Origin of the sequence: Actibacterium mucosum KCTC 23349, from assembly GCF_000647975.1 — a bacterium.
Lineage (GTDB): Bacteria > Pseudomonadota > Alphaproteobacteria > Rhodobacterales > Rhodobacteraceae > Actibacterium > Actibacterium mucosum.
This window is the reverse complement of the sequence record NZ_JFKE01000005.1, coordinates 281,837-306,629: the sequence shown is the minus strand read 5'-3', so window position 1 is coordinate 306,629 and position 24,793 is coordinate 281,837. Positions and strand designations below refer to the sequence as shown.

Below are 24,793 nucleotides of genomic sequence, written 5' to 3'. Positions count from 1 at the left end.
CTTTGGCCGTTTGTACACCGTGATTTGGGGCGCCAATTGGGCCAAAACTGGTTTATTTCAGATCGCCGGTACCGGGTGGCCATGCGGCAAATTCCCCCTTGGTGTTCCCGGTGGTGACATCCCCGCGAACGGCGCCTATAACACCGCGGAAATTGACCTCTTGCGGATAGATCTGATGACCATCAAAGTGTTTGGCCACAAGGCCCCCGATACCGATTCCACCGGCTCTGCCATTGTCTGGGCCTGGTACCTGAACGAGGTGAAGGGCCAGCCGGCCGAGGCCGTTCTGCTGGGCGAACCCAACACCGAAGCTGCGTTCATGCTGACCAAGTGGGACCTGCCCAAACCGGCCATTATCGACGATGTGGCCGAAGGCCAGGACTGTGTGATCGTTGACACCAACAACGTCGCCGAACTGCCGCCCAGCATCAACGATGCCAATGTCATCGCAGTGATCGACCACCACTTGCTGCAGGGTGGCCTGAAGACCAAGGCACCGATCGACATCACCATCCGCCCGCTGGCCTGTGCGGCCACGGTTCTGATCGACCTGATGGGCGATGACACCGCCAAGATGCCCGACGCCATCAAGGGCGCGGCGCTGAGCTGTATCCTGTCGGACACGCTGGAGTTCCGCTCGCCCACCACAACCGACCATGACCGCGCCGTGGCCGAGGGGCTGGCCGCCGATCTGGGCATCGACATCAGCGCCTATGCGACCGAGATGTTCGAAGCTAAATCCGACATCTCGGCCTTTTCCGATGCCGAGCTGATCCGCATGGACAGCAAGGAATACGAGGTCGACGGCACCAAGTTCCGCGTCTCGGTTCTGGAAACCACCGCGCCCAAGCTGGTATTGGACCGCAAGGACAGCCTGATCGCCTCGTGCGCCGATGTGGCCGCCGAAGATGGCGTGGATCAGGTACTGCTGTTCGCCGTGGACATCCTGAACGAAGAGGCCACGTTGCTGATCCCCAACGACGCGGTGAAATCGGTGGCCGAAAAGTCGTTCGATGTGGCGGTTGATGGCGACACCGTGGTTCTGCCCGGCGTGATGAGCCGCAAAAAGCAGATCATCCCGAACCTCAAGGTCTGATCGCAGACACAACAAAGGGGCGCATCGGGCGCCCCTTTTCCTTTGCCAAGGCGCGCCCCATGACCCGGATCATCGAACAGCTTTCCGAAGTTTCTGCCAATTACGACGCCATGTTCGTCGACCTGTGGGGCTGTGTGCATAACGGCCGCGACCCCTTCCCCGAGGCGGTGGCCGCGCTGAAAGCGTACCGCGCCAAGGGCGGCATCGTGGTGCTGGTCACCAACGCGCCGCGCCACCGCGCCTCGGTCGAGGTGCAGCTGGGCAAGATCGGCGTGGACCCTGACGCCTGGGACACAATCGCCACTTCCGGCGACAGCGCGCGCGCCGCGATGTTCACCGGGGCCGTGGGCCAGAACGTGTTTTTCATGGGCCAGCCGCATGATTTCAGCTTTTTCGACCCGTTGAAGCTGATCGAAGATCCGGTTGCGATCACCCGCGTGCCGCTGGATCAGGCCGACGGTATCGTCTGCTGCGGTCCGGTGGACCCGCTGGCCGATCTGGATGCGCACAAGGGTGAACTGATGCTGGCCAAACAGAAGGGCCTGCCGCTGCTTTGCGCCAATCCCGATATCGTCGTGGATCGCGGCGAAGTGCGCGAATGGTGCGCCGGGGCGCTGGCCAAAATGTATACCGAGATGGGCGGCGAAAGCCTCTATTTCGGCAAGCCGCACCCGCCGATCTATGACCTTGCGCGCCGCCGCCTGGCGCAAATCTCCTATGTGGCCGATGACCGCATCCTGTGCGTCGGCGACGGCATCCTGACCGATGTGCGTGGTGCGATATCTGAGAACCTGGATTGCGTGTTTATCTCGGGCGGGCTGGCCGCGGCGGAAACCAAGACCACGTACCAACCCGACCCCGCCGCGCTAAAGGCGTATCTGCAGGCTGAAAACATGTCGCCAACTTTTACCATCGGCTTCTTGCGATAAGACTGTCCGCGAAATAAAATTGCCGCAATTCACACTTTGGTGCGACAAAATTACTGCGCGGATTGATCTTTTCCAGCACTTCCGTTATGCTGCACCGCAACATGACAGATGATGGACGCACGAAAATGCTGGATAATTTCCCTAGGGGCACAATCTGTATCGAAGATATGGAAATCGGCATGTCCCGCCATGTGATTAAGATAATCACCGAGCGGGATGTCGAGCTTTTTGCCGAGGTTTCGACCGATTTCAACCCGGTCCATATGGACGAAGAATACGCCCAGGACACGCGTTTCCACGGCCGCATAGCCCATGGCATGCTGACCGCCAGCCTGATCTCGGCGGTGATCGGCGAGCAACTGCCCGGCCACGGCACGGTCTATATGAAACAGGACCTGAAATTCATGGCACCGGTTCGGATCGGCGACCGTGTCCGGGCCGAAGTTTCTGTCAGCGATATCAACCACGCCAAGCGCCGCGTCACTCTTGATTGTCACTGCGCGGTGGGCGATACGGTCGTCCTGAAGGGCGAAGCGCTGGTGATGGCGCCCAGCCGCAAGCTGGACTGATCGGCGCCGGGTCCCCGGTGCTTGCACGGGGGATGCATGGACGTTTTCACCACTTGGCACAACCTGCCTGCCGACAAACGCGGCGCGGCAGCGGCCATTGGCAATTTCGACGGTGTGCATCTGGGTCATCAGGCGGTGATCGACCTGGCACGTGGGGCGGCCAATGCCTCGGGCGCGCCGCTGGGCGTGATGACGTTTGAACCGCACCCACGTGAATTCTTTGCCCCCGACGCCCCACCCTTTCGGTTGATGAATGCCCAGGCGAAGGTCAACCGCATGGCCAAGCTGGGCGTCGACCAACTCTTTCAATTGCCGTTCGACGCTGATCTGGCCGCGTTGGAACCACGCGCATTTGCACAGCAGGTGATCGCCGATGGCCTGGGCCTGGACCATGTGGTTGTCGGGGCAGATTTCCGTTTTGGCAAAGCCCGCGCGGGTCATGCCTCCGACCTGCAGGTCTTCGGCAAGGAAATGGGTTTCGGCGTCACTATTGCCACGTTGGTTCAAGGCGATCAGGGCGAGGTCTCTTCGACCGCCATTCGCGAAGCGCTTGGTGACGGTCGTCCCCGTGACGCCCAACAAATGCTTGGACATTGGCATCGTATCGACGGGCCTGTCATTCACGGAGAAAAACGCGGTCGCGAGTTGGGCTTCCCCACTGCCAACATGGCCATCGACGGCCTGCATCCACCGAAATTCGGGGTCTATGCGGTGTTTGTCGATGTGCTGTCAGGCCCGCATGCCGGCACCTATCACGGTGCCGCCTCGATCGGCGTGCGCCCGATGTTCGGCGAGAACCGTGCCAATTGCGAAACCTTCCTGTTTAATTTCAAGGGCGACCTCTATGGCACCCCGCTGTCCATCGCGTTGGTCGACTTCTTGCGACCCGAGTTGAGTTTTGAAAACCTCGAAACCCTGATCACGCAGATGGACGCAGATTGCAAAAAAGCGCGAGAGATCCTTTCCGCCCTTTAACTTCGCGACAATGGGCGTAGTCTCGCCCCATGTCCGAACCGATCCAACGCAAGGGCCTGCGCCCACGATTTTGGGAACGCCATCAACTGGCAAAACTCACTCAGGACGAGTGGGAAGCCCTGTGTGATGGCTGCGGCAAATGTTGCCTGAACAAGCTGGAAGACGAAGAGACGCAAGAGGTCGCGTTTACGCGTGTGGCCTGCCGTCTGCTGGACGACAACACATGCCGCTGTGCGCATTACGAGGCCCGCAAGTCGCTGGTGCCCGAATGCGTGGTTCTGACCCCCAAGACTCTGCCCGACATCGCCTATTGGATGCCCGCCTCCTGCGCCTATCGTCTGCTGCAGGAAGGGCGTACCCTGCCCGACTGGCACCCGTTGATCACGGGTGATCCGGCCTCGGTGCGCAAGGCAGGACAGTCCGTGCAAGGCTGGACCGTGTCCGAGTTCGACGTGCCGGTGGAAGAGTGGGAAGATTTTCTGATCGAGATGGAGCTTTAGCGCGATGTTTTTTGCCTCTGACAACACCTCGCCCGTCCCACAGCAAGTGCTCGACGCGCTGACTGAGGCCAACAAAGGTTATGCCAGCCCCTATGGCGCCGACGCGCTGATGGACGAAGTACGAGCCGAGATACGAACGCAGTTCGAAGCGCCCGAAGCCGAGATTTACCTGGTGGCCACTGGAACCGCAGCAAACGCATTGTCTCTGGCCTGCCTTTGTCCACCTTGGGGAACCATCTACTGTCACCGCAACGCCCATGTCGAAGAAGACGAGTGCGGCGCGCCAGAGTTTTTTGCTGGCGGGGCCAAGTTGACCCTTCTGGACGGGCCGGATGCAAAATTCGACGCCGCCGCGCTTGCACAGGCCTTGGATTTCACCGCTCGTGCAGGCGTGCACAATGTTCAAAAGGGCGCGGTGACCTTGACCAACGCGACCGAGGCTGGCGCGGTCTACACCCCGGCCGAGATTGCCGACATTGCCGCCACGGCCCACGCGGCGGACGTGCCTGTGCACATGGATGGCGCGCGGTTTGCCAATGCATTGGTGTCAGTGGGCTGCACGCCCGCTGAACTGACTTGGAAGGCCGGTGTCGACGTGCTCAGCTTTGGCGGCACAAAAAACGGTCTGATGGGGGTCGAAGCGGTGATCCTCTTCGATCCCAAACATGCATGGGAATTTGAGTTGCGCCGAAAACGTGGCGGACACCTGTTTTCCAAGCACCGGTACCTTTCTGCCCAGATGGCCGCTTATCTGCGCGACGGATTGTGGCGAACACTGGCTATGCGCGCGAACACGGCGGCGGCTGAGCTGTCGAAGGGTATTCTGACACTGCCCGGTACATCGCTGCTCCATCCGACCCGGGCCAACGAAGTTTTCGCGGCCTGGCCCCGTGCGGGCCACCGAAGGGCGCAAAGTGCAGGTGCTCAATACTACCTCTGGCCGATGAACCAAACTCTCGAAGGCCCCGATGACGAGGCCGTCTCTGCACGCCTCGTGTGCTCATGGAGCACAAGCGCCGCGGATGTGGAAAGCTTTCTGGACACAATCAAATAGTGCGCCTGCGGCGCAAGTCCTTTGTCTCGCCTTTCGCCTTCGGCTTTCGGCACGGGCTGGCGAATGTCGCAACCCAACAACCCGCACCCACCCGAACGCGCAGCCGCAAGGCCGCGCGTGAGACAAATGCCTTGCGCCAAAGGCGCGCCTTTTGCTTACAGCTTTCCTTGCAGCGACAGTTCCAGGTCTTCGATCCTGTCCTGACCCCAAAATCGCTCATCCCGATCCGTGATATAGAAAGGCGCGCCAAAGGCTCCTGCAGTCACGGCCTCTTCCAGATTGCGCTCGTAAGCTTCGGCACCGCTTAACAGTCCGCTATCGGCAAGCGATGGGTCATACCCGTTTGCTCCAAGGATTTCGCGAATAACGCGGTCGTCCGAAATGTCCTTTTCTTCCGCCCACACCGCCCGGGTGAACCCTTGGACCAACGCCCCAAGATTGCCGCCACCTGCGTTTTGAGCCGCAATGACCGCGTAACATGACGGTGCTGCATTCGTAGGCCAAAACGCCGGTTTCAGGTTGATCGGAACCCCTGCCTTCGCAGCCTGCCGGCGCAGTTCTTGCAAGCGCCAGGCCTGGCGGCTTTCATGACGTTGCCCCGGCGGGACACCCCCCGTACGGCTAAAGAGCGCGATCAGGTCCAAAGGCTTGTAGGTGATCGTCGCCCCATTTGCGCTGGCAACTTCCTCCAGCCGGGTCCCCGCGATGTAGGTGTAGGGAGAAATCGTCGAGAAATAGTATTCGATATGAGGCATTTTGCATCCTGTCCAAAGCGGGCTGTTTGCAAGACGGTATCGCGGTGGTAAGCGGTGTCAACGTCATGATTCTGTCATCTGACCTGCGCAAATAGGGACTTTCCGCAATGGCGAACATCACCGAACCCAAGCTGATCTCTGGTAACGCCAATCGCCCTCTGGCCACGGCTATCGCAAGGCGGATGTCCATGCATCGCGGCGTGAACATGGGTTTGGTCGAAGCAAGGGTTGAACGGTTCAACGACCAAGAGATCTTTGTTGAAGTGTTCGAAAACGTGCGGGGCGAGGATATGTTCATCGTCCAGCCCACTTCGAACCCCGCCAATGACAATCTGATGGAGCTTTTGATCATTGCTGACGCATTGCGTCGTTCGTCGGCTTCGCGCATCACCGCCGTCATCCCCTATTTCGGCTATGCCCGTCAGGACCGCCGCACAAAGGCTCGCACCCCGATCAGCGCCAAACTTGTGGCCAATATGCTGGTCGAAGCCGGGATCGAGCGGATCCTGACACTTGACCTTCATGCGGCACAGATCCAGGGCTTTTTCGATATTCCGGTCGACAACCTATATGCGTCGCCCGTTTTCGCGCTGGACATCAAGCACCAGTTCGCCGGTCAGATGGATGACCTGATGGTCGTTTCGCCCGATGTCGGAGGCGTGGCCCGCGCCCGTGAATTGGCGCAACGGATCAATGCCCCCCTGTCGATCGTGGACAAACGTCGCGAAAAACCTGGTGAAGTGGCCGAGATGACCGTGATCGGGAATGTGGAAGGCAAGTGCTGCATCATCGTGGACGACCTTTGCGATACCGCTGGCACGCTGTGCAAGGCAGCAGATCACCTGATTGAACAAGGCGCAAAAGAGGTGCACGCCTATATCTCGCACGGCGTGCTGTCCGGCCCCGCGCAGGATCGGATCACCAAATCTGCTATGAAAAGCCTGGTCATAACAGACTCCATTCAGGCAACCCCTGCCACGCAGGCCGCACAAAACATCCGAATTGTCCCAACTGCGCCGATGTTTGCGCAGGCGATCCTGAATATCTGGAACGGTACGTCGGTCTCGTCGCTGTTCGATCACACGACCCTCGAACCGATTTACGAAGGGCTGTTTGCCCGCAGCTGAGGCTGCCTTAGTAAAGCTCCCAGTCATCGTCGAACGGAAGTTCGCCGATGGCCATCCAACTGGCCCGCACCCGTGCAATACGGGTGTCGGCCCAGGTCTTGAACACAATCTCAAATCCGGTTGTCGATACTTTCTCGGCCTGAATTTCGGCCCGCGCGTTGGTCTTTTGATCCATGTCCCACATCGACAGCGCAACACTCACAGATGGTGGTGTTCTGTAGGAGGCTGAGAAGGTCACCCGTTTGCGCACCTCACGTGGACCAGAACCTGTCCACATTGCGCCGCCGTCCTCGTAATCCGAGAACAGGTGCGTCTCGCCTTGGTCAACACCAATGTTACGGCCGTCCAAACGCTGCATAAGAATACGGTCCTCCGCGTGTCCGATTACTTGTCAATCACGGCGGATTTTGGAAGGGAAAAAGGCAAAACCCCCGCAATGTTGCGGGGGTTTTGAAACTCACATAAGGCGCAGTGCCGGCCTCAGAGGCCCAACGAGGCGCTGATTGCAGCCAGATCGGCAGCACGTTTGGCCAGCACATCTTGTGCTTCGGCTTCGGCGGCATCACGGGCCGCGTTGGCCTCTTCCACCATTCCGTCCAAGATCTCGCGCGTCACATCGGCCACCGGAACGGCAACTTCGGCCAGAACCGACGTACCCGCGGCCGAGATTTCGGCAAACCCGCCGGTTACGACGAATTCCAGCCCGCCATCAGGACCCGTTGCCTTAACGACACCGGGACGCAGGGTGGTGATCAGCGGCGAATGATCTGGCATCGCCGTCAGGTCACCTTCGGCGCCCGGGATCTGGACCTCGGTGACCTGAGCCGAGGCAAGCCTCTTTTCAGGTGACACCAGGTCAAATTGCATGGTCTCAGCCATTTACGCCCCCTTTAGGCAGCTTCCGCGGCCAGTTTCTCGGCTTTGGCGATCACTTCGTCGATGCCGCCAACCATATAGAAGGCAGCCTCGGGCAGGTGATCGTATTCGCCAGCCACAACCGCCTTGAACGAGGCGATGGTGTCTTCCAGCTGAACCTGAACACCGTCCGAGCCGGTGAACACTTTTGCCACGTCGAACGGCTGCGACAGGAAGCGCTGGATCTTGCGCGCACGCGCAACGGTCAGCTTGTCCTCTTCGCTCAGTTCGTCCATGCCCAGGATGGCGATGATGTCTTGCAGCGACTTATAGCGCTGCAGGATACCCTGCACATCACGGGCAACCTGATAGTGCTCTTCGCCAACCACGCCCGGATCCAGGATCCGCGACGAGCTGTCCAGCGGGTCAACCGCCGGGTAGATGCCCAGTTCCGAGATGGCGCGCGACAGAACGGTCGTGGCGTCAAGGTGGGCAAAGGTGGTGGCCGGCGCGGGGTCGGTCAGGTCATCGGCAGGCACGTAAACGGCCTGGATCGAGGTGATCGAACCCTGCTTGGTCGAGGTGATGCGTTCCTGCATCGCGCCCATGTCGGTGGCCAGCGTCGGCTGATAGCCCACAGCCGAAGGAATACGACCCAGCAGCGCCGACACTTCCGAACCCGCCTGGGTAAAGCGGAAGATGTTGTCGACGAAGAACAGAACGTCGGTACCCGACTGGTCGCGGAACTGCTCGGCCAGGGTCAGGCCGGTCAGGGCAACGCGGGCACGCGCACCCGGAGGCTCGTTCATCTGGCCGTAAACCAGTGCCACCTGCGAGTCTTCCAGGTTGTCCGGCTTAATAACGTTCGATTCGATCATCTCGTGATACAGGTCGTTGCCTTCGCGGGTACGCTCACCCACACCGGCGAACACCGAGTAACCCGAGTGCACCTTGGCGATGTTGTTGATCAGTTCCATGATCAGAACCGTCTTGCCCACGCCGGCACCGCCGAACAGGCCAATCTTACCACCCTTCGAATAGGGGGCCAGCAGGTCGATCACCTTGATGCCGGTCACCAGGATCTCGGACGAGGTCGCCTGTTCGGCGAACTCAGGTGCGGGCTGGTGGATGGCGCGGGTTTCGGTGGCTTTCAGCGGCTCACCTTCGTCCACGGGTTCACCCACAACGTTCAGAATGCGGCCCAGCGTGGCGTTGCCCACCGGCACCGAGATCGGGCCGCCGGCATCGGTTACTTCCTGACCGCGGACCAGACCTTCGGTCGCGTCCATTGCGATGGTGCGGACGGTGTTTTCGCCCAGGTGCTGTGCAACTTCCAGAACCAGGTTTTTGCCGTTGTTGTCGGTGGTCAGCGCGTTCAGGATCTCCGGCAGGTGATCTTCGAACTGCACGTCCACAACGGCGCCAATGACCTGGGTCACCTTGCCTTTTGCGTTTGCCATTGTCGTTTCTCCGGTTCTTGGCTCAGAGCGCCTCGGCGCCCGAAATGATTTCGATCAGTTCGTTGGTAATCACGGCCTGACGCGAACGGTTGTATTGGATGGTCAGCTTGTCGATCATGTCGCCGGCGTTGCGCGTGGCGTTGTCCATCGCGCTCATCCGTGCGCCTTGCTCGGATGCACCGTTTTCCAGCAGAGCGGCGAAGATCTGCGTGGCGACACCGCGCGGCAGCAGATCAGCCAGGATGTCTTCCTCGCTGGGCTCATAATCGTAAAGCGTACCGCCTTCGTCGCCCTCTGCTTCGAATGCAGCGGGAATGATCTGCTGCGCAGTGGGGATCTGGCTGATCACCGACTGGAAGCGGTTGTAGAAGATCGTGGCCACGTCGAACTCGCCGGCGTCGAAACGCGACAGAACGTCTGCGGCGATACCATGCGCATTGGCATAGCCCACATTCTTCACTTCGCTCAGGTCGACGTGACCGACGAACAGGTCTTCGTAGTCACGCTTCAGCTGTTCGCGGCCCTTCTTGCCGACGGTCAGGATCTTGACCGTCTTGCCAGCCGCCTGCAGCTCTTCCACCTTGGTGCGCGCCAGGCGCACGATGGTCGAGTTGAAGCCGCCGCACAGGCCGCGTTCGGCGGTCATCACCACCAGCAGCTGCACCTGGTCGCTGCCGGTGCCCGACAACAGCTTCGGCGCGCTGTCCGAGCCGCCGACCGAAGCCGCCAACCCGCCCAGAACGGCATTCATCCGTTCTGCATATGGCCGTCCGGCCTCGGCCGCATCCTGTGCCCGCCGCAGTTTTGCGGCGGCCACCATCTGCATGGCCTTCGTGATCTTGCGGGTCGATTTGACCGACGCGATCCTGTTTTTTAGGTCCTTGAGGTTGGGCATAAGCCAATCTCTCCCTTACGCGAAGTCGGCTGCGAATTCGTCCAGCGCAGCTTTCACCTTGTCGGCCAGCTCGTCTTTCACCTTCCGGTCGTTGTCGGTGATGTCAGCCAGCAGATCGGCGTGTTTGGTGCGCAGGTGGTTCAGCATGCCAGCTTCGAACCGGCCAACATCGCTGACGTCGACATCGTCCAGATACCCGTTGGTACCGGCGAAGATCACACAGACGATCTCGGCGTTGGTCAGCGGCGAATACTGCGGCTGTTTCATCAGCTCGGTCAGGCGGGCGCCACGGTTCAGCAGACGCTGGGTCGAGGCATCAAGGTCCGAACCGAACTGTGCGAAGGCGGCCATCTCGCGATACTGCGCCAGCGACAGTTTAACCGGGCCGGCAACCGACGACATCGCCTTGGTCTGGGCCGAAGAGCCAACCCGGCTCACCGACAGACCGGTGTTCACGGCGGGGCGGATACCCTGATAGAACAGCTCGGTTTCCAGGAAGATCTGACCGTCGGTGATCGAGATCACGTTGGTCGGAATAAAGGCCGACACGTCGCCGCCCTGGGTTTCAATGATCGGCAGCGCGGTCAGCGAGCCTGCGCCGTGATCTTCGTTCAGCTTGGCCGAACGTTCCAGCAGCCGCGAGTGAAGATAGAAAACGTCACCCGGATAGGCTTCACGTCCCGGCGGGCGGCGCAGCAGCAGCGACATCTGACGATACGACACAGCCTGCTTGGACAGGTCATCATAGATGATCAGTGCGTGTTTGCCGTTGTCGCGGAAATACTCGGCCATGGCGGTGGCAGCATAGGGTGCCAGGAACTGCATCGGCGCGGGGTCCGACGCGGTGGCGGCCACGACGATCGAGTATTCGATCGCGCCGGTTTCTTCCAGCTTTTTCACCAGCTGCGCAACGGTCGAACGCTTTTGGCCAACTGCAACGTAGACGCAGTACAGCTTCTTGCTTTCGTCGTCGCCGGCGGCGTCGTTATACGATTTCTGGTTCAGGATCGCGTCCAGAGCCACGGCGGTTTTGCCGGTCTGACGGTCGCCAATGATCAACTCGCGCTGGCCGCGGCCAATCGGGATCATCGCATCCACCGATTTCAGGCCGGTTGCCATCGGCTCGTGCACCGATTTACGCGGGATGATGCCCGGCGCTTTCACGTCGGCGATGCGGCGCTCGGACGCCTCGATCGGGCCTTTGCCGTCGATCGGGTTGCCCAGACCGTCGACAACGCGCCCCAGCAGGGCGTCGCCCGCGGGCACGTCCACGATGGCGTTGGTCCGCTTAACAACGTCGCCTTCTTTAATGTCGCGGTCCGAACCGAAGATAACCACACCAACGTTGTCGGTTTCCAGGTTCAGGGCCATGCCCCGGATGCCGCCGGGAAATTCGACCATCTCGCCGGCTTGGATATTGTCCAGGCCGTGCACACGGGCAATACCGTCGCCCACGCTCAGCACGCGGCCCACTTCGGCCACCTCGGCCTCTTGGCCAAAGTTCTTGATCTGCTCCTTGAGGATCGCAGAGATTTCGGCTGCTTGGATACCCATTTATCCGACCTCTTTCATGGTGTTCTGGAGTGCTGCAAGCTTGGAGCGGATCGACGTGTCGACCATCTTCGAGCCCACTTTTACAACGAGGCCGCCGATAAGGCTGTTATCGACGGCGACATTCAGGTTGATATCTTTGCCGGTGCTGGCCTTCAGCGACGCGGCGAGTTTCTTTTGCTGCTCGGCAGTCAGCGCCTTGGCGGCGGTCACTTCTGCCGTCACCTCGCCCTTGTCCTCGGCGATCAGCGCGGACAGGCCGGCGATCAGCTGCGGCGTTGCGAACAGGCGACGCTTCGACGCCATCAGGCTCAGCGTGTTGCCCAGAACGGCCGACAGGCCCATCTTGGACGACAAGGCAGAAACAGCTTTGGCCTGCTCCTCGCGGGTATACACCGGCGAGTTCAGCAGATCGCGCAGTTCAGCACTTTCGTCGATTGCGGCTTGCAATGTGCCAAGGTCGCCCTCAAGTGCAGCCAAGGCATTCTCTTCTTTGGCCAGTTCAAAGACGGCCGTGGCATAGCGCATTGCGATGCCAGTGGAGATCGAAGCTGGTTCGGACACGTCCACCCTTCCGATATCTGGAGCCCGGACACGTAGGAGGAACGCCCCCAGGCAGGTCAAAGCGCGCACAGTTGCGTACGCGTTAGAAATCGGCGCGGGTGTAGCAGAGCCTTTCTGACCCCGCAACACTCAAGAACACCTAACGGTGAAGTGGGGGCCGGAATCTGGCTTTTATTTCAGTATACAAACGTATACTGCGGCGAATTGAAGCAACATCGTTCAATATTTGAAACGAATGCGCACGCAGCGCTGATTCCGTGCGACCAGCCGCCGCAGGGGGTTATACCGGCTCTGCCGTTTGCGCGGCCACGCCTTCTGCGGCCCCAACGATGGATCTTTTTGCAAGGGGGGCGGCGGCGGTCCCGGCGGGACGGTAAGCCTGCTTTGATACCTCGACGATCAAGACCCCGCCGGCAACGAACGTAGCGACACGGGTGCCCATCGATTCCAGCAATTGTGACGAGCGCAACCAGAATCGCTTGTGCGACGGTGGCGAGAACAGCGCAGACTTGTGGGCCTCGGGCTGAAACCCGGCTTTGCGCAATTGTGCGTCAAGCTGACCTTGCGAATACGGACGTCCATATCCGAACGGTGTCTTGTCACGCCGCGCCCACATGCCGGTCCGGTTGGGGACAATGAACATCGCCCGCCCTCCGGGCCCCAACACGCGATTGCACTCTTCCAGAACCAGATTCGGTTGGTCGCCCGTCTCCAGCCCATGCAGCAGGATCAGTTTGTCCACCATTCCCGTGGGCAGGGGCCACATCGTTTCGGGGCAAAGAACCGACAGGTTTTCTTCGCCTGCAGGCCAGGCCATGACGCCCTGCTGTCCCGGCATCAGGGATACCACCCTGCGGGCATCTGCGATGAACGGACGCAACAAAGGCGCGGCAAACCCGAAACCGGCAACGGTTTGGCCCTTGGCCTCGGGCCAGATCTCGATCACCTTGTTGCGGATTGCCCGCTGCGCCACGCGGCCCAGGTTGGTGCGGTAATAAAAGTTTCGCAGATCCAGCACATCAACGTGCATTGTACAGTTTCCCCGAAATGGGCCATTCTTTGGTTAAACATAGCCGAGTAGGAACAGAAAACCATGCCCCTTGAGATTGTCACCCTGCCCGTCCTCTCGGACAATTACGTGTTTCTGCTGCACAATGCCGAAACGGACCAGACTGCCACGGTTGATATCCCCGAGGCCGGCCCGGTGCGCCAGGCCCTGGCCGATCGCGGCTGGACCCTGACGGATATTCTGATCACGCATCATCATGACGACCACATCAACGGTATCCCCGCGTTGAAATCGGAAACCGGCGCGCGTGTTGTGGGGGCATCCGCTGATGCCCATCGTTTGCCGGCGCTGGATTTGGCCGTTGCGGACGGTGACACCATCGAAGTATGTGGCGAGCCCGTGCATGTGATGGATGTCTCGGGCCACACGGTTGGGCACGTCGCCTATCATTTCCCGCAATCCAGCGCGCTTTTTTCGGGTGACAGCCTGATGGCGCTCGGCTGCGGGCGCTTGTTTGAGGGGTCGGCCGAAACCATGTGGCAAAGCCTGTCAAAACTCGCCGCCCTGCCGCCGGAGACAATTATCGGTTCAGGCCATGAATATACAGCCAGCAACGGTAAATTTGCGCTGACCATTGAACCCGACAATCCTGACCTTATCTCTCGGGTCTCCGCCGTGTCCGAGGCACGCGCCGCAGGCAAGCCCACGGTTCCTTCGCTGATGTCCGAGGAATTGGCCACGAATCCCTTCCTGCGCGCCCATCTGCCCGCGATCAAAGCCAGCCTGGGCATGCGCGATGCATCCGACGCCGAAGTTTTCGGCGAAATCCGCAAAAGAAAGGACCGGTTCTGACCGCGCCGCAAAAAGTTACCCGTTTTTACCCCATGAAAATCACGTCTGTGCCGCGTGATTGTCAGAAAAACGCAATAAAAGACTTGAAGCCGGCCGCCAAAAACCGAACCTTAATTGTATGAGGCCACGGTTGTGAGAGCGCGCCTCTCGCATCCCTACAGGAAAGGAGCACGTCACGTGCCTTCGTTTTCGAATACGCTCGAGAAAGCAATCCACGCCGCTTTGGCCCTTGCCAATGCGCGCCGTCACGAATTGGCAACGCTAGAGCATTTGCTTCTTGCCCTGATCGAAGAGCCCGACGCGGCCCGGGTCATGAAAGCCTGTTCTGTGGACATGGATGAGCTGCGCGAGACCCTGGAAGAATTCATTGACGAGGAGTTGGCGACGCTTGTAACCGAGATCGAGGGATCGGAAGCGGTGCCAACCGCGGCTTTCCAACGCGTGATCCAACGCGCCGCGATCCATGTTCAAAGCTCTGGCCGCACCGAAGTCACCGGCGCAAATGTTCTGGTGGCCATCTTCGCCGAACGCGAATCCAACGCCGCCTATTTCCTGCAAGAGCAGGATATGACCCGCTATGATGCGGTCAACTTTATCGCCCATGGCGTGGCTAAGGATTCGAACTATGGTGAATCCCGCCCGATCTCGGGCTCGGACTATGAAGAAGACAACTCCAATACCTCGGCCGCCCCTGAAGAAGGCGACGCCAAGGAATCAGCGCTGGCCAAATATTGCGTCGATCTGAACGCCAAGGCCCGCGAGGGCGACGTTGACCCGCTGATCGGCCGCGGCCACGAGGTGGAACGCTGCGTGCAGGTGCTGTGCCGCCGCCGCAAGAACAACCCGCTGTTGGTGGGGGACCCGGGCGTGGGCAAAACCGCCATCGCCGAGGGGCTGGCCCGCAAGATCGTCAACGGCGAAACGCCCGAGGTTCTGCAAGGCGCCACAATCTACTCGCTGGATATGGGCGCGCTGTTGGCCGGCACGCGGTATCGCGGCGATTTCGAAGAACGGCTGAAGGCCGTGGTGACCGAGCTTGAAGATCACCCCGACGCGGTGCTGTTCATCGACGAGATTCACACCGTGATTGGTGCCGGCGCTACATCTGGCGGGGCGATGGATGCCTCGAACCTGCTGAAACCGGCATTGCAGGGCGGCAAATTGCGCTGCATGGGGTCAACAACCTACAAGGAATTCCGCCAGCATTTCGAGAAAGACCGCGCGCTGAGCCGCCGTTTCCAGAAGATCGATGTGAACGAGCCGTCGGTGGATGACGCGATCAAGATCCTGCAAGGGCTGAAACCCTATTTCGAGGAGCATCACGGCATCAAATACACCGCCGACGCGATCAAAACCGCGGTGGAACTGTCGGCGCGCTATATCAACGATCGCAAGCTGCCGGACAAGGCCATCGACGTGATCGACGAGGCCGGTGCCGCGCAGCATCTGGTGGCTGAATCCAAACGCCGCAAAACCATTGGTGCGAAAGAGATTGAGGCCGTGGTGGCCAAGATCGCGCGCATACCGCCAAAGAACGTGTCGAAAGCGGATACCGAGGTGCTGAAAGATCTGGAAACCACGCTGAAACGCGTTGTGTTCGGTCAGGACAACGCCATCGTCGCGCTAAGCTCGGCCATCAAATTGTCGCGCGCCGGTCTGCGCGAGCCGGAAAAACCCATCGGCAACTACCTGTTCGCCGGCCCCACCGGCGTCGGCAAAACCGAGGTGGCCAAGCAGCTGGCCGATACGTTGGGTGTGGAACTGCTGCGGTTCGACATGTCAGAATACATGGAGAAACACGCCGTCAGCCGCCTGATCGGCGCCCCTCCGGGCTATGTTGGCTTTGACCAGGGCGGCCTTCTGACCGATGGCGTAGACCAGCACCCGCATTGCGTGCTGCTGTTGGACGAGATCGAAAAGGCGCACCCGGATGTCTATAACATCCTGTTGCAGGTGATGGATCACGGCAAGCTGACCGACCATAACGGCCGTCAGGTGGATTTCCGCAACGTGGTGATCATCATGACCTCGAACGCCGGTGCCGCCGAACAGGCCAAGGCCGCTATCGGCTTTGCCCGCGACCGTCGCGAGGGCGAGGATACAGCCGCGATCGAACGCACCTTCACACCTGAATTCCGCAACCGTCTGGACGCGGTGATCAGCTTTGCGCCGCTGGGCAAAGAGGTGATCCTGCAGGTGGTCGAGAAATTTGTGCTGCAGCTTGAGGCTCAGTTGATGGACCGCAACGTGTCGATCGAACTGACCCGCGCCGCCGCCGAATGGCTGGGTGACAAGGGTTACGACGACAAGATGGGCGCGCGCCCCTTGGCCCGCGTGATCCAGGAGCATATCAAGAAGCCATTGGCCGAGGAACTGCTGTTTGGCAAGCTGGCCAAAGGTGGGCTGGTCAAGGTTGGTGTCAAAGGTGGCGAGATCGATCTACGGATCGAAGAAGTTGGCAAACGCCAGATCTCGACCCGCAAACCGCCACTTCTGACAGCCGACTAAAGAAAGGCTACACCAGATAACAAAACGCCGGGGCAGTGCCTCGGCGTTTTGCGTTTCAGCGTTCGGTCAGCTTCAGTTCGATCCGCCGGTTCTGTGCGCGTGCTTCAAGTGTATCGGCCGGGTTCACCGGACGGTATTCGCCAAACCCTGTTGCGGCCAGACGCTCGGGTGGGAATGCCAAGACATCGGTCATGTATCGCACCACGGAAAGGGCGCGGCCCTGGCTCAGTTCCCAATTGTCGCGGAATCGCCCTGTACCGGACAGCGGCACGTTGTCGGTGTGGCCATCGACGCGAATGATCCAATCGATGCCTTCCGGAATGTCATCCGAAATGTCCCGCAAGATGGACACAACATTGGCGATCTGCGCCTGACCCGCCGGTGCCAGGTCTGCCGATGCAGGTTCAAACAGCACCTCGGACGAGAATACGAAACGGTCGCCCACGATCCGCACCCCCTCGCGCCCGGCCAGCACCTCGCGCAGGCGGCCAAAGAACTCGGACCGATAATTTTCCAGGTCTTCGGCCTCGGCCGCCAACCGGCGCGCCTCTTCCTCCAGCCGCAGGCGTTCCGCCTCTTCCAGCCGCGCGCGGGCCCGTTGCTCGGAAGCGACTTGCGCCAGCGCCGAGTTCAATCGGCTGGAAAGTGATTCCAACTGTACCTGCGCGTCGGCATCCTTCTGCTCGGCCACATCCAAAATTGCCTCCAGCGAAGCAAGCTGGCTGCGCAGTGTTGCCACCTGCTGGTTCAACAACTCCACCCGGCGCAGGTAGTCGGCCGATTTGGTCTCTTCTGCGCTAAGCGAGTCGCGCGCGGCCGCCAAAAGTGCCGCGCGTTCTTCCGCTTCGGTCAACCGAGCTTGCGCATCACGTTCTGCCGCCAGCTTTGCAGCCAAAGCCGCCGCCAGAGATTTCTGCAACTCCGCCTCGTTCCCCGCAGTGGCCTGTAACGCCTCCAACTGGGCATTTGCCCGGGCCAGTGCCGCGCGCGCCTCGTCCAGTGCGGCCCTGTCGGCCTCATTCGCCGCTGCGGCGTCTTCGATCTGCGTTTGAAGCCGGTCACGGGCCGCGATTGCAGCCAGCAGGTCCTGCGTGGTCTCTGCCTCTTTGGCCCGTGCGGCCTCCAGTTCAGACCGCGCGGTATCACGGGCAGCAATGGCAGCCAGCAGTTCTTCTTGCGACGCTTCCAGCGCCGCCTGCCCTGCCTCTTGCGCGGCCAAAAGCGCGGCTGCCGCATCGCTGGCCTCGGCGCGAACCGTGGTCAATTCCGCTTGCAGACGGTCGCGCGCAGCCAAGGCAATGGCCAATTCTTCGGCCAGCTTCTCACGCTCGGCCCGCGCGTCTTGCAAGGCCTGTTGCAGCCCCTCGCGCCCTTGGTTGGCAGTTGCCAGCGTTGCGTCCAGTTCGGTCTGTGCCGCCAGCGCCGCGGCCAGTTTCGCCGTCAGGTCATCCTGCGAAGCGCGGGCGGCAGCCAACAGTGTCAACGTGTCTTCGGCCTCTTTCCGCTTGGCTTCAAGCGCCAGGGTCATCGCTGTCAACTCGTCCTGCGCACCCTGCAATCTTTCACGCAACGCAGCCGCAGCGGCGGCTTCTGCCAATCGCGCCTTTTCTTCTTCGCTTAGCTGCGCCTGCAAATCTTCGATCCGACCGGACAAGACGGTGTTTGCTTCGGCTGCGCCTTCGTTTTCCGCACGCAAATCTGCGATCAACGCTTCCAACGCCTCACGGCGGGCGGCGGCCAACCGCGCCGCCTCAACGCCGGCGTCGATTTCATCGCGAGCTTGTGCCAAGGCCAGTTGCAATTGTTCCTGCTGCGTTAACAGCCGCGCGTTTTCGCCCTGCAGCGCATCCAGATCCGCCTGCAAAGCCACGCCGCGCGCTTCCGCCTCGTCCCGTTGCGCCAACAGACTGGCGACTTGCGCTTCGAAACTTGTGATACGTGCCTGGGCCGCGGTAAGGGCGTTGGCCTGATCCTGTACCTGTGCATTCAGCGATGCGATCAGCGCCGTTTGAGCCGCCGAAAGCTCTCGCGCATCATCCAGTTGCCCGCCCAGCGTGCCGATCTCTGTTTCCAACTCAAACGCACGCTGCTGTTCCAGGCCCAGCGCCTCGGCAAGAGCGGCCAGCTCGGTATTCAGTTCAGACAGTTCGTCTTCCTGGCCCGAAATCGTCTCGGACAGCATGAACTGCACGATCATAAAGACCGATAGCACGAACATCAGCACCAACAAAAGCGCCGTCATTGCGTCAACAAAGCCGGGCCAGATAGAGCCTTGGAAGCGTTGTCCGGTGCGTCGGGTCAGGGCCATCGCCTAGCCCTCGGCCTCGCCCGCGGCGCGTTTTATCGTGGCGTTCAGGGTGGCCAGATCGCTGCGCAAATCGGTCAGGGATTCCTGTCGCCCGGCCGAGATCTCTTCCAGTATGCGCAACAACTGCACATCGATTGACCGCAACCGCATCCGGCTTTCGGCGTCGACACTGGCATCGGCAACATCGTCGCCGGCATCCGCGCGCCCCTGCAACAGGTTGGCGATACGCTCCTGCCCGTCAGCGATCCGGTTCAGCGTCGACAATGTCGCGTCTTGGCTCAACTGGTCGGACAGGTGAACGATGGCCTGCGCCATCGTCCCCATCTGCTCATCCACCATGGCGCGGTTGATGTCAGATTGCGTGAACATCGTCTGCAGCGCGTCCATCTGCTCGGCGATCTGGGCCATGACGCCAACCAGCGCGCCCTGCTCGCCCAACTCGCCATCGCCGCTGGAAAAGCCCAAACGGGTGATGGTGGACAGCCATTCCTCAAGCTCGCGATAGAACCGGTTCTGTCCGTGTCCAGCCAACAGTTCAAGCAGACCAACCACCAGCGATCCGGCAAGCCCCAGCAGGGACGATGCAAAGGCCGTGCCCATACCGCCCAACTGCTCTTCCAACCCGGACATCAGGCGGGCCAGCACCTCTACCGCGGTCTCGCCGTCGCGGGGCGACAGTGATCGGATCGTATCCACCACCGCCGGTACGGTTGTTGCCAGCCCATAAAACGTACCCAGAAGGCCAAGGAAAATCAGCAGGTTGACGATATAGCGCGTGATATCGCGCGCCTCTTCGATCCGCGTGGCCACGGATTCGAGGATCGAACGGGACGAGGTCGAGCTGATCTGCATCGATTTCCCGCGCGACCGCAGCAGCGCCGCCAGCGGTGCCAACAGGCGTGGGGCGCGCGTCATCTCGTGGCCCACACGTTCGGCCGCAAAGCCTTCGATCCAATTCACCGAAAAGCCCAGCTGGATAACCTGCAGGAAACAGGTCAGAACCCCAACGGCAAACACCACAAGGATTGCACCGTTCAAATAGGGGTTGGCCAAAAAGACCGGGGCAACGTTGGGATAGATGAAATAGGCGCCCGTTGAAAACGCCGCCAGCACCACCAGCATCAGGAAAAACTGGCGGAACGGTTGGGAAAACTGCGTCTCTGCCTCGGGCGTGCTCATATGCCTAAACCGGGTTCCGGCCCCAAAATTATTGCCTGAACTTTAGGGTAAATGCTGCGTTGCCACAATAAGCAATGACAGTGCGGCCAGCCTTTGCTCAGGATGATTGAATTTCGCGCACCCTATTGGCCAACCAAGACAATTCCGCGTCGGCAATGCCAAGATCCACCAAGTGGTCCGAGGTATTGAACAGGTATTCCGAATTGGGGCCCCGCCCACCAACCGCCGTCGCGATGATCTGCGCCTGTTCGTCCAGCGGCAGCCCTCCGCAATACTGCACATGGTCGGGATCGATTATATAGACCAAGCTTTCAACCTGACCGCCCGTTTGCAGTTTTACCGGCGCGGTAGCCTCCAGATAGGCCGATGAAATCAATTCACGTTCGCGCAGCTCCGCAAGTGTTCGGTCCTCGTGACCCTCTGCGACGCGAAACGCCATGCCGGTGCAGCTTGCATTCGGGTCGGCGTCCAGCGCCAGTACAAGGCCCGGGTCCTCTTCTGTGCCGCGATGGTGAATAGAGCGCATGCAAAAGCTGCGGTGGTATCCGTGCATCGTGGCGACCTGCCGTTCAGCAACCTCGAAACCGGGGTTCCAAATCAGCGATCCGTATCCAAACACCCAAAGTGTCATGTGACTGGCCCTTTTGTTGTGCCGCTTGTAAACACCACACAGATCAAAAGGAAAAGAGGGCGCTTTATGCGGCGGCTGTTCGTATTGTTGTTGGTGGTGGCGCTGGGGTGGTCGATCTACTGGTTCGTCGCCGCCGAGGGCACCCGGCGTGGGTTCAACGCGGCGCTGGACCAGGCCAATGCGCAGGGCTGGCAGATCACTACCTCGGACGTTCAGACACGTGGGTTTCCAAGCCGGCTGGACACGACGCTCAGCGATGTTGAGCTGACCTCGCCCGACGCGGCGCTGACACTTGAGGCGGCGTTCCTGCAAATCCTGTCGCTCAGTTATCGTCCGACCCATGTCATCGCCGTGGCTCCGAACGACATCAACTTGTCTGTCGGTGGCATTCCGGTTGTCCTGAAAAACGAAGACATGCGCGCCAGCCTTTCGCTCGCTGCAACACCGGACCTGCCCTTGCAACAGCTCAGCTTTGTTACAGAAGCCTTGACCGTTTCACTGTCTGACATGTCCGTTTCAACTACCAACCTGCGCGCCGCAATCAGCGGGTTGGAAGACGCGCAATACAGGCTGGGCCTTGCCGCCAGCGACGTTGCCTGGCCCCAACTGGGTGGCGAAACGCTGCAACTGAACATGGACGGCGTCTTGACGTTGAACAACCCGCTGGACCGCCATCTTGCCCAAAGCGCGGCGCAGCCGGTGGCGTTGGATCTGTCCAGGTTTCAACTGAATGCAGGCGACGGTGTCCGGGCCAGCCTGACCGGCATCCTGAACTGGCAGTTTGGGCGACCGCAGGGACAGCTTACGCTGGAGATTGTCAATTGGCGCGGCTTTCTTGAGCGTTTGCAGAAACTTGGCTTGATTGCACCCGAGGTGTTGCAAGGCCTGTCCGGGCAACTGCCGCTGATCGCTGAAGGTGATGATGTCACCCTGCCGCTGCCCGTTCGCAACGGCGTTGTCTACATCGGCGCCCTGCCATTCCTCTGGCTGACACCCCCGCAAACCGGCGGCTGATTACCGGCAGTAATTGCCGTTGCCGTGTTTGGCCGTGTCAAAATGGAAGTGGTCTTTGTGGAATCTGTCCGCATCCGGCCCAAGCACCGTGCCAAATGGCCCACATGCCGCCGCATGCGCCTTTTTCAGGATCTTGCCATCCGCCCTTTGGTCCCAGCCTTCCTGCACACTCAGAACCTTGCCGTTCGACAGGGTGATGGCAGAGATATCGATGGCCTTCCCCTTGCCGTGCTCAGACAACTTCGCACCCGGTTGATGATTTCGCGTGCGGCAGACATAGCTTGCCGCAACCTTCAAAGAAGACACCCCACCGCCCAAGCGCCCCACGGCTGGCTGCAGCCCGTCTTCGACCCATTCGTTCAGGGCCTTTGCCGTGTTGCAATCCATGGTGGCCGCGGTTGAAAGACGTACGCCCGACACCTCGATCACCTGTACGGGGTCGCTCACGCCGCATCCGGCTTGCGAGCCCCGAATATCAGCAACGCGCACCCCTTGAATGTCGCGTCGCCCGCAGATTGGGCCAACTTTTCCCCCGGCGACCTGCACTGGTGCGCTGACTTTGTAGGGTTTCAAAGCAGGGCGCGGCTTGGGGAACAACGATACCGCCAGTGGGGCATTTGCGGCTGCACGTGCTGTTGCCACAGCTGCAGTGCTGACCGTAGTGATAATCCGGCGTGGGTTGCGTTGCGGGCGGACGATGTGGGATCCGGGACCAAACACCGGTTTCAAAACCGGAACCCCGATAACAGGACGCGGCTTGGGGATCGGCGACCGATCCAGCGGCGCAGCCTGCACCGCACCGATCGCCAGCCCAAGGCCCGCCACAATTGCCAACCCGAAACGCGTCACTCTTTCTTTTCTCCTTGCACGCCGCGCCCGAAATCCGGGGCGTCGGTGTCTTGCCCTGCTTGTACAATACCACGTCGGATGGCTCTTGTGCGGGTGAAGTAGTCATGCAGCACGTTGCCCTCGCCCGTCCGAATGGCGCGTTGCAGGGCAAACAGTTCTTCGGTGAACCGGCCAAGGATCTCAAGCGTGGCGTCCTTGTTGTTCAGGAACACGTCGCGCCACATCGTGGGGTCGCTTGCGGCAATGCGGGTGAAATCGCGAAAACCTGCGGCCGAGAAATTGATGACCTCGCTATCGGTCACCCGTCCCAGATCGTCTGCAACGCCCACCATCGTGTAGGCAATCAGGTGTGGCACATGGCTGGTGACGGCAAGGACCTGATCGTGGTGATCGGCATCCATCATCTCGACATTTGCGCCCATGGCTTCCCACAGCGATTGCAGCTTTGCTGCAGGTTCCGCGCCCGACCCGTCAGCGGGCGGAATCAGCAGACACCAGCGGTTGTCGAAAAGCTCGGCAAAACCCGATCGCGGGCCCGAATGCTCGGTCCCGGCCAACGGGTGACCGGCAACAAAATGGACACCGTCCGGGATATGGGGCGTCACCGTGTCGATCACCGCGCGCTTGACCGACCCAACATCGGTCACCGTCGCGCCCGGCTTCAGATGCGGGCCAATTTCGGCGGCAACCGCGCCCATGGCCCCTACCGGCACTGCCAGCACGACCAAATCTGCGTCTTTCACGGCCTCGGCCGCCGTATCGACGACCACGTCGCACAGGCCGATCTCGGCTGCGATCGCGCGTGTTTCAGGCGACCGGGCCGTACCCACCACCTGTTCCACGACACCCGCACGGCGCGCGGCCAAGCTCATAGAGCCGGCAATCAGCCCCAGCCCGATCAGCGCGATGCGCGGAAAAATTACGTCTGTCATTCACTCCGTTCCCGAAAGGCGCGCACCACATGGGCCACACGGCGACAAGCCGCCTCGTCCCCGATCGTGATACGCAGGCATTGGGGCAGCTTATACCCTGCAACCTTGCGCACGAGAATCCCTTCGTCGCGCAGCCACTCGTAACATGCCTCTGCCTCGTCTGGCGTGTCGAACCGCGCCAAAATGAAGTTGGCCGATGACGCGTCGGACTGAACACCGGTTTCGGCCAATGCGTCCGCCAACCAGATCCGCAACCGCGCGTTGTCTGCCCGGCACTTCTCGGTATAGGACAGATCGCGCAATGCCGCCGCGGCGGTTTCGATTTGCGCAACGCTCAGGTTGAACGGACCACGGACGCGGTTGAGAACGTCGATCACGTCCTGCGAGCCATAGCCCCAACCGACACGCAACCCGCCCAGCCCGTAGATCTTGGAAAAGGTCCGCGTCATGAAAACATTGTCGCGCTCGTCCACCAACGATTTGCCACCGTCATAGCCTTCGGCATATTCGGCATAGGCCGCGTCCACCACCAACAACACATGCGGGGGCAAACGGTCGGCCAGCTGCGCCAGCTCGTTCCCACCGATCATCGTGCCTGTCGGGTTGCCCGGATTGGCAATGAACACCAACTTGGTGCGGAAATTGCAGGCCTCGACAATGGCGTCGACATCGACAACACGCTCGCGCTCGGGCACCTCAACGGGTGTTGCACCGGCCGCCAGCGTCGAAATCTTGTACATCGAAAAGCCGTGTTCGGTGTGGATCACCTCATCCCCCGGCCCGGCAAAAGCCTGGCAAAGGAAGGTGATGACCTCGTCCGAGCCGACACCGCAAATCACCCTGTCCGCATCCACATCGTGAATTTCGGCGATTGCTTCGCGCAGATGCGCGTGGTCGGTTGGCGGATAGCGATGCAATTGCAAGCCTGACCGCGCAAAAGCTTCTTTGGCCTGGTCCGAAGGACCATAGGGATTCTCGTTAGACGAGAGTTTCACCACATCGCTCTTGCCCTCGATCTTGGACGCGCCACCAACGTAGAGCGCGATATCGAGAATTCCGGGCTGCGGAGTGATCGACTTTGCCATGGACTGATACTCACGAAATTGCCCTCATTTTCTACCTGTGTCTTTGGGGGTTGGCCAGCCTCAGAACACGGCAAACTGAAAGTCCGTTACACGCGT

The 24,793-nt window shown here is 60.5% G+C and carries 24 protein-coding genes; 10 read left to right on the top strand and 14 right to left on the bottom strand.

All coding sequences use genetic code 11. The features are described from left to right. Positions 1 to 175: 175 nt before the first annotated feature. The 6 genes from ACMU_RS13410 to ACMU_RS13385 all read left to right on the top strand — a co-directional run bounded on the left by ACMU_RS13410 (position 176) and on the right by ACMU_RS13385 (position 5,123). The gene (locus tag ACMU_RS13410; protein WP_035260668.1) at positions 176 to 1,096 is read left to right on the top strand and encodes a manganese-dependent inorganic pyrophosphatase; all 921 of its coding nucleotides are present in this window, start codon (positions 176 to 178) and stop codon (positions 1,094 to 1,096) included. Between the two features lie 59 nt (positions 1,097 to 1,155). Then, entirely contained in the window at positions 1,156 to 2,025 is an 870-nt protein-coding gene (locus ACMU_RS13405; RefSeq protein WP_035260362.1) for a TIGR01459 family HAD-type hydrolase, read from the top strand. Between the two features lie 125 nt (positions 2,026 to 2,150). Then, on the top strand, positions 2,151 to 2,594 hold the full coding sequence (locus ACMU_RS13400) for a MaoC family dehydratase (RefSeq protein ID WP_035260667.1): 444 nt from the start codon (positions 2,151 to 2,153) through the stop codon (positions 2,592 to 2,594). 36 nt (positions 2,595 to 2,630) lie between these two features. Then, positions 2,631 to 3,569, top strand: a complete 939-nt coding sequence (locus tag ACMU_RS13395) for a bifunctional riboflavin kinase/FAD synthetase (protein ID WP_035260360.1) — start codon at positions 2,631 to 2,633, stop codon at positions 3,567 to 3,569. Between the two features lie 29 nt (positions 3,570 to 3,598). Further along, positions 3,599 to 4,069, top strand: a complete 471-nt coding sequence (locus tag ACMU_RS13390; protein ID WP_035260359.1) for a YcgN family cysteine cluster protein — start codon at positions 3,599 to 3,601, stop codon at positions 4,067 to 4,069. A gap of 4 nt (positions 4,070 to 4,073) precedes the next feature. Continuing rightward, positions 4,074 to 5,123, top strand: a complete 1,050-nt coding sequence (locus ACMU_RS13385; protein ID WP_035260358.1) for a threonine aldolase family protein — start codon at positions 4,074 to 4,076, stop codon at positions 5,121 to 5,123. A gap of 155 nt (positions 5,124 to 5,278) precedes the next feature. Here ACMU_RS13385 and ACMU_RS13380 read toward each other — a convergent pair whose 3' ends face one another. Further along, complete coding sequence (locus ACMU_RS13380; RefSeq protein ID WP_035260357.1) at positions 5,279 to 5,878, bottom strand: 2-hydroxychromene-2-carboxylate isomerase; 600 nt, start codon at positions 5,876 to 5,878, stop codon at positions 5,279 to 5,281. A 107-nt stretch (positions 5,879 to 5,985) separates the two neighbouring features. Here ACMU_RS13380 and ACMU_RS13375 point away from each other — a divergent pair, with 107 nt between their 5' ends. Continuing rightward, positions 5,986 to 7,005 carry a ribose-phosphate pyrophosphokinase gene (locus ACMU_RS13375; protein WP_035260355.1) on the top strand — a complete coding sequence of 340 codons (1,020 nt, stop codon included), beginning with the start codon at positions 5,986 to 5,988 and terminating at the stop codon, positions 7,003 to 7,005. Between the two features lie 7 nt (positions 7,006 to 7,012). Here the strand turns inward: ACMU_RS13375 and ACMU_RS13370 are convergent, their stop codons facing one another. The 7 genes from ACMU_RS13370 to ACMU_RS13340 form a co-directional block, all read right to left on the bottom strand. Then, on the bottom strand, positions 7,013 to 7,363 hold the full coding sequence (locus ACMU_RS13370; RefSeq protein ID WP_035260353.1) for an H-type lectin domain-containing protein: 351 nt from the start codon (positions 7,361 to 7,363) through the stop codon (positions 7,013 to 7,015). Positions 7,364 to 7,485: 122 nt separating this feature from the next. After that, a complete protein-coding gene (locus tag ACMU_RS13365) occupies positions 7,486 to 7,884 on the bottom strand; it encodes a F0F1 ATP synthase subunit epsilon (protein WP_035260352.1) in 399 nt (132 codons plus the stop codon). 11 nt (positions 7,885 to 7,895) lie between these two features. Beyond that, positions 7,896 to 9,320, bottom strand: a complete 1,425-nt coding sequence (gene atpD / locus ACMU_RS13360; protein ID WP_035260349.1) for a F0F1 ATP synthase subunit beta — start codon at positions 9,318 to 9,320, stop codon at positions 7,896 to 7,898. Between the two features lie 22 nt (positions 9,321 to 9,342). After that, a complete protein-coding gene (locus ACMU_RS13355) occupies positions 9,343 to 10,215 on the bottom strand; it encodes a F0F1 ATP synthase subunit gamma (RefSeq protein WP_035260347.1) in 873 nt (290 codons plus the stop codon). A 15-nt stretch (positions 10,216 to 10,230) separates the two neighbouring features. Then, positions 10,231 to 11,769 carry a F0F1 ATP synthase subunit alpha gene (gene atpA / locus ACMU_RS13350; RefSeq protein WP_035260345.1) on the bottom strand — a complete coding sequence of 513 codons (1,539 nt, stop codon included), beginning with the start codon at positions 11,767 to 11,769 and terminating at the stop codon, positions 10,231 to 10,233. Then, on the bottom strand, positions 11,770 to 12,330 hold the full coding sequence (locus ACMU_RS13345; RefSeq protein WP_035260665.1) for a F0F1 ATP synthase subunit delta: 561 nt from the start codon (positions 12,328 to 12,330) through the stop codon (positions 11,770 to 11,772). It lies immediately after the preceding gene. 280 nt (positions 12,331 to 12,610) lie between these two features. Further along, complete coding sequence (locus ACMU_RS13340; RefSeq protein ID WP_035260344.1) at positions 12,611 to 13,360, bottom strand: methyltransferase domain-containing protein; 750 nt, start codon at positions 13,358 to 13,360, stop codon at positions 12,611 to 12,613. A 63-nt stretch (positions 13,361 to 13,423) separates the two neighbouring features. Between ACMU_RS13340 and gloB the strand changes: the two genes are divergently transcribed. Further along, positions 13,424 to 14,191 (top strand): hydroxyacylglutathione hydrolase, encoded by a 768-nt coding sequence (gene gloB, locus ACMU_RS13335; RefSeq protein ID WP_035260343.1) that lies wholly within the window; start codon positions 13,424 to 13,426, stop codon positions 14,189 to 14,191. 177 nt (positions 14,192 to 14,368) lie between these two features. Further along, complete coding sequence (clpA, locus tag ACMU_RS13330; protein ID WP_035260341.1) at positions 14,369 to 16,699, top strand: ATP-dependent Clp protease ATP-binding subunit ClpA; 2,331 nt, start codon at positions 14,369 to 14,371, stop codon at positions 16,697 to 16,699. A gap of 55 nt (positions 16,700 to 16,754) precedes the next feature. Here the strand turns inward: clpA and ACMU_RS13325 are convergent, their stop codons facing one another. The 3 genes from ACMU_RS13325 to ACMU_RS13315 form a co-directional block, all read right to left on the bottom strand. Then, positions 16,755 to 19,007 carry a peptidoglycan -binding protein gene (locus ACMU_RS13325; RefSeq protein WP_035260340.1) on the bottom strand — a complete coding sequence of 751 codons (2,253 nt, stop codon included), beginning with the start codon at positions 19,005 to 19,007 and terminating at the stop codon, positions 16,755 to 16,757. A gap of 3 nt (positions 19,008 to 19,010) precedes the next feature. Beyond that, on the bottom strand, positions 19,011 to 20,186 hold the full coding sequence (locus ACMU_RS13320; RefSeq protein WP_035260339.1) for a hypothetical protein: 1,176 nt from the start codon (positions 20,184 to 20,186) through the stop codon (positions 19,011 to 19,013). Positions 20,187 to 20,283: 97 nt separating this feature from the next. Continuing rightward, a complete protein-coding gene (locus ACMU_RS13315) occupies positions 20,284 to 20,817 on the bottom strand; it encodes a gamma-glutamylcyclotransferase (RefSeq protein WP_035260337.1) in 534 nt (177 codons plus the stop codon). Positions 20,818 to 20,883: 66 nt separating this feature from the next. Here ACMU_RS13315 and ACMU_RS13310 point away from each other — a divergent pair, with 66 nt between their 5' ends. Next, complete coding sequence (locus tag ACMU_RS13310) at positions 20,884 to 21,831, top strand: DUF2125 domain-containing protein (protein ID WP_152544617.1); 948 nt, start codon at positions 20,884 to 20,886, stop codon at positions 21,829 to 21,831. On the opposite strand, the gene ACMU_RS18855 is transcribed toward ACMU_RS13310, so the two are convergent. The 3 genes from ACMU_RS18855 to hisC are packed head-to-tail and all read right to left on the bottom strand — an operon-like array spanning position 21,832 to position 24,697. Then, complete coding sequence (locus ACMU_RS18855; protein ID WP_035260335.1) at positions 21,832 to 22,680, bottom strand: extensin-like domain-containing protein; 849 nt, start codon at positions 22,678 to 22,680, stop codon at positions 21,832 to 21,834. It abuts the gene before it with no gap. After that, the gene (locus ACMU_RS13300; protein ID WP_035260332.1) at positions 22,677 to 23,612 is read right to left on the bottom strand and encodes a prephenate/arogenate dehydrogenase family protein; all 936 of its coding nucleotides are present in this window, start codon (positions 23,610 to 23,612) and stop codon (positions 22,677 to 22,679) included. Before ACMU_RS13300 ends, ACMU_RS18855 begins: the two co-directional genes overlap by 4 nt. Continuing rightward, positions 23,609 to 24,697: a histidinol-phosphate transaminase gene (hisC, locus tag ACMU_RS13295; protein ID WP_035260327.1), complete on the bottom strand. Its 1,089-nt coding sequence runs from the start codon at positions 24,695 to 24,697 to the stop codon at positions 23,609 to 23,611. Before hisC ends, ACMU_RS13300 begins: the two co-directional genes overlap by 4 nt. Between the last annotated feature and the right edge of the window lie 96 nt (positions 24,698 to 24,793).

Excerpts from the sequence above, each read along its gene's own strand:
- ACMU_RS13410 (WP_035260668.1), top strand. The coding sequence starts at position 176 with ATGACCATCAAAGTGTTTGGCCACAAGGCCCCCGATACCGATTCCACC.
- ACMU_RS13405 (WP_035260362.1), top strand. The coding sequence starts at position 1,156 with ATGACCCGGATCATCGAACAGCTTTCCGAAGTTTCTGCCAATTACGAC.
- ACMU_RS13400 (WP_035260667.1), top strand. The coding sequence starts at position 2,151 with ATGCTGGATAATTTCCCTAGGGGCACAATCTGTATCGAAGATATGGAA.
- ACMU_RS13395 (WP_035260360.1), top strand. The coding sequence starts at position 2,631 with ATGGACGTTTTCACCACTTGGCACAACCTGCCTGCCGACAAACGCGGC.
- ACMU_RS13390 (WP_035260359.1), top strand. The coding sequence starts at position 3,599 with ATGTCCGAACCGATCCAACGCAAGGGCCTGCGCCCACGATTTTGGGAA.
- ACMU_RS13385 (WP_035260358.1), top strand. The coding sequence starts at position 4,074 with ATGTTTTTTGCCTCTGACAACACCTCGCCCGTCCCACAGCAAGTGCTC.
- ACMU_RS13380 (WP_035260357.1), bottom strand. The coding sequence starts at position 5,878 with ATGCCTCATATCGAATACTATTTCTCGACGATTTCTCCCTACACCTAC.
- ACMU_RS13375 (WP_035260355.1), top strand. The coding sequence starts at position 5,986 with ATGGCGAACATCACCGAACCCAAGCTGATCTCTGGTAACGCCAATCGC.
- ACMU_RS13370 (WP_035260353.1), bottom strand. The coding sequence starts at position 7,363 with ATGCAGCGTTTGGACGGCCGTAACATTGGTGTTGACCAAGGCGAGACG.
- ACMU_RS13365 (WP_035260352.1), bottom strand. The coding sequence starts at position 7,884 with ATGGCTGAGACCATGCAATTTGACCTGGTGTCACCTGAAAAGAGGCTT.
- atpD (WP_035260349.1), bottom strand. The coding sequence starts at position 9,320 with ATGGCAAACGCAAAAGGCAAGGTGACCCAGGTCATTGGCGCCGTTGTG.
- ACMU_RS13355 (WP_035260347.1), bottom strand. The coding sequence starts at position 10,215 with ATGCCCAACCTCAAGGACCTAAAAAACAGGATCGCGTCGGTCAAATCG.
- atpA (WP_035260345.1), bottom strand. The coding sequence starts at position 11,769 with ATGGGTATCCAAGCAGCCGAAATCTCTGCGATCCTCAAGGAGCAGATC.
- ACMU_RS13340 (WP_035260344.1), bottom strand. The coding sequence starts at position 13,360 with ATGCACGTTGATGTGCTGGATCTGCGAAACTTTTATTACCGCACCAAC.
- gloB (WP_035260343.1), top strand. The coding sequence starts at position 13,424 with ATGCCCCTTGAGATTGTCACCCTGCCCGTCCTCTCGGACAATTACGTG.
- ACMU_RS13325 (WP_035260340.1), bottom strand. The coding sequence starts at position 19,007 with ATGGCCCTGACCCGACGCACCGGACAACGCTTCCAAGGCTCTATCTGG.
- ACMU_RS13320 (WP_035260339.1), bottom strand. The coding sequence starts at position 20,186 with ATGAGCACGCCCGAGGCAGAGACGCAGTTTTCCCAACCGTTCCGCCAG.
- ACMU_RS13315 (WP_035260337.1), bottom strand. The coding sequence starts at position 20,817 with ATGACACTTTGGGTGTTTGGATACGGATCGCTGATTTGGAACCCCGGT.
- ACMU_RS13310 (WP_152544617.1), top strand. The coding sequence starts at position 20,884 with ATGCGGCGGCTGTTCGTATTGTTGTTGGTGGTGGCGCTGGGGTGGTCG.
- ACMU_RS13300 (WP_035260332.1), bottom strand. The coding sequence starts at position 23,612 with ATGACAGACGTAATTTTTCCGCGCATCGCGCTGATCGGGCTGGGGCTG.
- hisC (WP_035260327.1), bottom strand. The coding sequence starts at position 24,697 with ATGGCAAAGTCGATCACTCCGCAGCCCGGAATTCTCGATATCGCGCTC.